Source organism: uncultured Thermus sp. (assembly GCF_938010445.1).
GTDB classification, from domain to species: domain Bacteria; phylum Deinococcota; class Deinococci; order Deinococcales; family Thermaceae; genus Thermus; species Thermus altitudinis.
Map to the genome: position 1 here is coordinate 1 of NZ_CALLUR010000086.1, position 5,053 is coordinate 5,053.

7 protein-coding genes and 1 pseudogene are annotated in these 5,053 nt (G+C 67.5%); 6 read left to right on the forward strand and 2 right to left on the reverse strand.

Annotated elements, in window-relative coordinates:
* The 6 genes from nadC to bfr all read left to right on the forward strand — a co-directional run.
* A partial coding sequence (gene nadC, locus Q0693_RS04900; RefSeq protein ID WP_298629624.1) for a carboxylating nicotinate-nucleotide diphosphorylase occupies nt 1-676 on the forward strand: 676 nt, incomplete at its 5' end.
* Between the two features lie 25 nt (nt 677-701).
* Nucleotides 702-965 (forward strand): CopG family transcriptional regulator, encoded by a 264-nt coding sequence (locus Q0693_RS04905; protein ID WP_243030472.1) that lies wholly within the window; start codon nt 702-704, stop codon nt 963-965.
* Nucleotides 949-1,347: a PIN domain-containing protein gene (locus tag Q0693_RS04910; protein ID WP_298629626.1), complete on the forward strand. Its 399-nt coding sequence runs from the start codon at nt 949-951 to the stop codon at nt 1,345-1,347. The genes Q0693_RS04905 and Q0693_RS04910 overlap by 17 nt, the downstream gene beginning before the upstream one ends.
* Nucleotides 1,348-1,349: 2 nt before the next feature.
* Nucleotides 1,350-2,273: a quinolinate synthase NadA gene (gene nadA / locus Q0693_RS04915; RefSeq protein ID WP_298629627.1), complete on the forward strand. Its 924-nt coding sequence runs from the start codon at nt 1,350-1,352 to the stop codon at nt 2,271-2,273.
* 20 nt (nt 2,274-2,293) lie between these two features.
* Nucleotides 2,294-3,799 carry an L-aspartate oxidase gene (nadB, locus tag Q0693_RS04920; protein WP_298629629.1) on the forward strand — a complete coding sequence of 502 codons (1,506 nt, stop codon included), beginning with the start codon at nt 2,294-2,296 and terminating at the stop codon, nt 3,797-3,799.
* An 18-nt stretch (nt 3,800-3,817) separates the two neighbouring features.
* Nucleotides 3,818-4,294: a bacterioferritin gene (gene bfr, locus Q0693_RS04925; protein WP_243030466.1), complete on the forward strand. Its 477-nt coding sequence runs from the start codon at nt 3,818-3,820 to the stop codon at nt 4,292-4,294.
* A gap of 49 nt (nt 4,295-4,343) precedes the next feature.
* Here the strand turns inward: bfr and Q0693_RS04930 are convergent.
* Together Q0693_RS04930 and Q0693_RS04935 are read right to left on the reverse strand one after the other, a co-directional pair.
* Nucleotides 4,344-4,569 (reverse strand): annotated as a pseudogene (locus tag Q0693_RS04930) (winged helix-turn-helix transcriptional regulator); the annotation flags it as partial.
* A gap of 60 nt (nt 4,570-4,629) precedes the next feature.
* A partial coding sequence (locus Q0693_RS04935; protein WP_298629632.1) for a MaoC/PaaZ C-terminal domain-containing protein occupies nt 4,630-5,053 on the reverse strand: 424 nt, incomplete at its 5' end.

A 5,053-nucleotide genomic window follows, 5' to 3' on the forward strand; every position in this document is an offset into this window, starting at 1 on the left:
GGAGGTCTTTGCCCTGGTGGATGCCCGCATCGCCTTCACGCCCCTGGTGGAGGAGGGGGCCAGGGTGAGGCCCGGCCAGGAGGTGGCCCGCCTCGAGGGGCCCCTAAGGGGCATCCTGGCCGGGGAAAGGCTGGCGCTGAACCTGCTTCAGCGCCTCTCGGGCATCGCCACCCTCACCCGAACCTACGTGGAGGCCCTAAGGGGGACCCGGACCCAGGTTCTGGACACCCGCAAGACCACCCCTGGCCTAAGGGCCCTGGAGAAGTACGCGGTGCGGGTAGGGGGAGGGCGGAACCACCGCTTTGGCCTGTTTGACGGCATCCTCATCAAGGAAAACCACATCCGGGCCGCGGGGGGCGTGGGGGAAGCGGTAAGGCGGGCCAGGGCCCAGGCCCCCCATTACCTCAGGGTGGAGGTGGAGGTGACCAACCTGGCGGAGCTAGAGGAGGCCTTGGAGGCGGGGGCGGACCTGATCCTCCTGGACAACTTTTCCCCCGAGGCCATCCGGGAGGCGGTGCGCCGGGTGGGGGGGCGGGTTCCCTTGGAGGCCAGTGGGAACATGACCCCCGAAAGGGCCCGGAAGGCGGCCGAGGCCGGGGTGGACTACGTGAGCGTGGGGGCCCTCACCCACTCCGCCAAGGCCCTGGACCTCTCCCTCCTGGTGGTGCAGCCATGATGTGGGGGTATAATAAGGTGATGGCGTGGTGCGGACCCAGGTCCCACTCCCGGAGGAACAGGCCCAGCGCCTCAAGGCCTGGGCCCAGGAGGAAGGGGTATCCCTGGCGGAGCTGGTGCGGCGGTCGGTGGAAGCCTACCTCCAGGAAAAGGAGAACGGGGGTTTTGCCGAGCGGGCCCAGCGGGCCCTGGCCGCGGTGGGCCGCTTCGCCTCGGGCCACAAGGACGTGAGCCAGGAGCACGACCGTTACCTGGCCCGGGAAGGGGACCACCTTGGCCGTCTTCGTTGATACCTCCGCCCCTTACGCCCTCCTGGACCGGGATGACGCCTACCACCTCGAGGCGGCCGAAGCCTTCCGCCACCTTCTCGCGGCCCGGGAGCGCCCCGTAACCCGCGGCCATGTGGTGGAGAGCGTGGCCCTGGTGCAGGGGAGTTTGGGCCTCGAGGCGGCACGGGCCCATGGCCACGACCTTCTGGGTGTAATCCCGACGGTCCCTGTGGGTGGGGGGCTGCACCACATGGCCCTCACCGCCCTCCTGGCCTCCCGAAGGAAGGACCTGAGCCTGGTGGACTGGACCAGTTTCTTCTTCATGCGGGAAAGGGGTTTGCGGAAGGCCTTGGCCTTTGACGAGGGTTTTTGGGAACAGGGCTTTAGCCCAGCGAGCGGGTAAAGATGGAACCAGAGAAGCTCAAGGAAGAGGTACGCCGCCTCAAGGCGGAGCGGCAAGCGGTCATTCTGGCCCACTCCTACCAGCTTCCGGAGGTGCAGGAGGTGGCGGATTTCGTGGGGGACTCCCTGGGCCTAGCCCGGGAGGCGCAGAGGACCCCGGCCAAGGTCATCGTTTTCGCTGGGGTTCACTTCATGGCGGAAACCGCCGCCATCCTGAACCCGGAAAAGACCGTTCTCCTCCCCGACCTGGAAGCGGGTTGCTCCTTGGCGGACAGCATCCGCCCCGAGGACATCCTGGCCTGGAAAGAGGACCATCCCGAGGGCATCGTGGTGGCCTACGTGAACACCAGGGCCGAGGTGAAGGCCCTGGCGGACGTGTGCGTCACCAGCGCCAACGCCGTGGAGGTGGTGGCCCGCCTCCCCAAGGACCGGCCCATCTTCTTTGTGCCCGACATGTTCCTGGGGGCCCACGTGGCCCGGGTCACGGGTAGAAGCCTGGACCTTTTCCCGGGGGAATGCCATGTGCATGCGGGCATCCGGGAGGAGCACCTAAAGGCCCTCCTGGAGGCGCACCCGGGAGCGGAGTTCATGATCCACCCGGAGTGCGGCTGCGGCTCCAGTTGCCTCTTCCTCAAGCCGGATGCCAAGATGCTCTCCACCGAGGGCATGGTACGCTACGCCAAGAAGGCCGAGGCCAAGGAGTTCGTGGTGGCCACCGAGGTGGGGATCCTGCACCGCCTGGCCAAGGAGGCCCCGGGCAAGGCCTTCATTCCCGTGAAACCGGATGCGGTCTGCGAGTACATGAAAAAGATCACCCTGGAGAAGGTATACCGCTCCCTAAAGGAGATGCGCCACGTGGTCCGGGTACCCGAGGAGGTGGCGGAAAAGGCCCGGAAGGCCCTTTCCGCCATGGTGGCCGTGGGCTAGGGCCAGGAACGAAAAAGCCCATGGAAACCCTTAGCGCCGATCTCCTCATCCTGGGTGCGGGCATTGCGGGGGTCTACGCCGCTTTGGCGGCGGAGGCGCAGGGGGCTAAGGTCCTCCTCCTCAGCAAAGACCCCTTGCCCTCAGGCTCCACCCCCTGGGCCCAAGGGGGGGTGGCCTTTCCCCTGGACGAGGCGGACCTCGAGGCCCACCTGGAGGATACCTTGAGGGCAGGCCGGGGCCTGGTGGAGGAGGCCGTGGCCCGGTCCATCCTGCAGGAAGCCCCTCGCCACCTGGAAAGGCTTCTTTCCCTGGGGCTTCCCTTCCACCCCGAGCCCACCCGGGAAGGGGGACACTCCCGGGCCCGGGTGCGGCACCTGGGGGGGGACCGAAGCGGTCTCCTCCTCCTCCAAGGGCTCCTGAAACGGCTTAGGAGCCCGGTCCTCGAGGGGTACATGGCGGTAAGCCTTCTCCGGGATGGGAAAAGGGTGGCGGGGGCTTTGGTCCTGGGACCCGAGGGGCCCCAAGTGGTACGGGCCGGGGCGGTGCTTCTGGCCACGGGAGGCCTGGGGCGGCTTTTCCCGGTGACCACCAACCCCCAAGGGGCCACGGGGGACGGGATGGCCCTGGCCTACCAGGCGGGGGCTACCCTAAGGGACCTGGAGTTCGTCCAGTTCCATCCCACCGCCCTTCCCGATGGGAGCCTGGTGAGCGAGGCCTGCCGGGGGGAAGGGGCGGTCCTCATCAACGCCCAGGGGGAGCGGTTCATGCCCCGGTACGACCCCTTGGCCGAGCTAGCCCCCCGGGATGTGGTGGCCCGGGCGGTGCACCGGGAGGGGGAGAGGACGGGCGGGGTCTTCCTGGACCTCAGGCCCATCCCCAACCTGGAGGAACGCTTTCCCACGGTGGTGGCCGCGGCCCGGGCCCTGGGGTTGGATCCCCTTAGGGAGCCCCTGCCCGTGGCCCCGGCTGCCCACTACGCCATGGGGGGCGTGAAAACCGACCTTCAAGGCTACACGGGGGTTCCCGGTCTTTATGCCGCCGGGGAGGTGGCCTCCACGGGCTTGCACGGGGCCAACCGCCTGGCCTCCAACAGCCTTCTGGAGGGGTTGGTTATGGGGGAGAGGGCGGCCAAAGCCGCCCTACAGGACCTCGCCTCCCCTAAGGCACCGGAGCCCCTTCCCGCCCACCTCCTGGACCCCACCCAGGGGGAAACCTTACGCCAACGGATGGGCCAGGTGGCAGGGGTGGTGCGCCGGGGAAAGGACCTGGCCCAGGCCTTGGCTTGGGTGGGGGATCTTCCCCGCAAAGAGGCGATCCTGGGTCCCCAAGGGGGGTTCTCCCGTCTGCGCCCAGCTTTGGAGGCGGGAAACCTGGCCCTCCTGGCCCGGCTTCTCCTGGAGATGGCCCTAGCGCGGGAGGAAAGCCGCGGAGCCCACTTCCGCGAGGACTTCCCCACGGAGGGGCCAGAGGCCTACCACCTGGAGGCCCAAGGCCCTCACCTTCGCCGGGTTCCGGTGGGGGTATAATGCCCGTGGAGGTTCCCTATGAAAGGCCATCCGGATGTGATCCAAAGCCTTCAGGAAAGGCTTTCCGAGGAACTAGCGGCCATTTTGCAGTACATGGTGCATGCGGAGATGGCGGAGAACTGGGGCTTTAAGGCCCTGGCCCGGCACCTCAAGGCCCACGCCATCACCGAGATGCGCCATGCGGAGAAGCACATTGAGCGCATCCTTTTCCTGGAAGGCTTTCCGGAGGTAAGCCGCATCGGGGAGATAAGGATCGGCAAGACGGTGGAGGAGATCCTCTTCAAGGACTACGAGGGGGAACTCCAGGCGGTGAAGGGCTACAACGAGACCATGAACCTGGCCCAGCGCCTGGGGGATAACGGTACCCGGGACATGGTGGCGGAGATCCTCAAGGACGAGGAAGGCCACGTGGACTGGCTGGAGACCCAGCGGGAACTCCTGAACCAGATGGGCCTGGCCAACTACCTCCAGTACCTGGCAGGGGAAGCGGAATAGGGCACCGCCCAAAGCCACTCCGGGCTGGCCCCGGGCGGGGAACCTGGCCCACGGGGGCCTGGGGGTTCTCGCGGGCCCAGGCCCCGGTGGCGGTGATGACCGCCTCCAGCTCCCGCCCGGCTTCGATGAGGCGGTAGCGGGTGCGGGGAGGCACTAAGGATTCCACCTCCCTTTCCAGCAGGCCCATGTCCACTGACGATGTGCGGGGTCCACTTCTCCTGGAGGAGGTTCAAGGCGGCATAGACGGGGCAAAAGGCCGCTTCGTGCCCGGCTATACCCCCACGGTAGCACGGCCTGGCTCAGCTGAGGGGTTCGGTCCGCCTGGGCCATGGCCCCTAGGGGGCTGGCTCGGGCGAAAACGCGCTGGGCTTTCGAGCCACCAGGGTGAGGATGGTGTAGGCGGCCACGGTTTTCCCCTCCTGGTTCACCACCCCCACCGCCCATTCCACCACCCCCGACCTCTCGTCCTTGGGCCGCTTGGCCTTCACCGTGAGCTGGGCCTGCAGGGTGTCGCCAATGCCCACGGGCTCGGTAAAGCGGAGGTCCTCCAGGCCGTAGTTGGCCAGGACCGGCCCCGGAGCCGGGTCCACGAACAGCCCCGCGGCCGCCGAGAGCACAAAGTACCCGTGGGCCACCCGTTTGCCAAAGAGGCTTTTTTGAGCGGCCAGCTCGTCGGTGTGGGCGTAGAAGTGGTCCCAGGAAAGATGGGCGAAAAGGGCGATATCCGCCTCCGTAATCGTACGGCGGTGGGTCCAGAGG

Coding starts and splice junctions, on each gene's coding strand:
- nadA (WP_298629627.1), top strand. CDS start 1,350: ATGGAACCAGAGAAGCTCAAGGAAGAGGTACGCCGCCTCAAGGCGGAG.
- nadB (WP_298629629.1), top strand. CDS start 2,294: ATGGAAACCCTTAGCGCCGATCTCCTCATCCTGGGTGCGGGCATTGCG.
- bfr (WP_243030466.1), top strand. CDS start 3,818: ATGAAAGGCCATCCGGATGTGATCCAAAGCCTTCAGGAAAGGCTTTCC.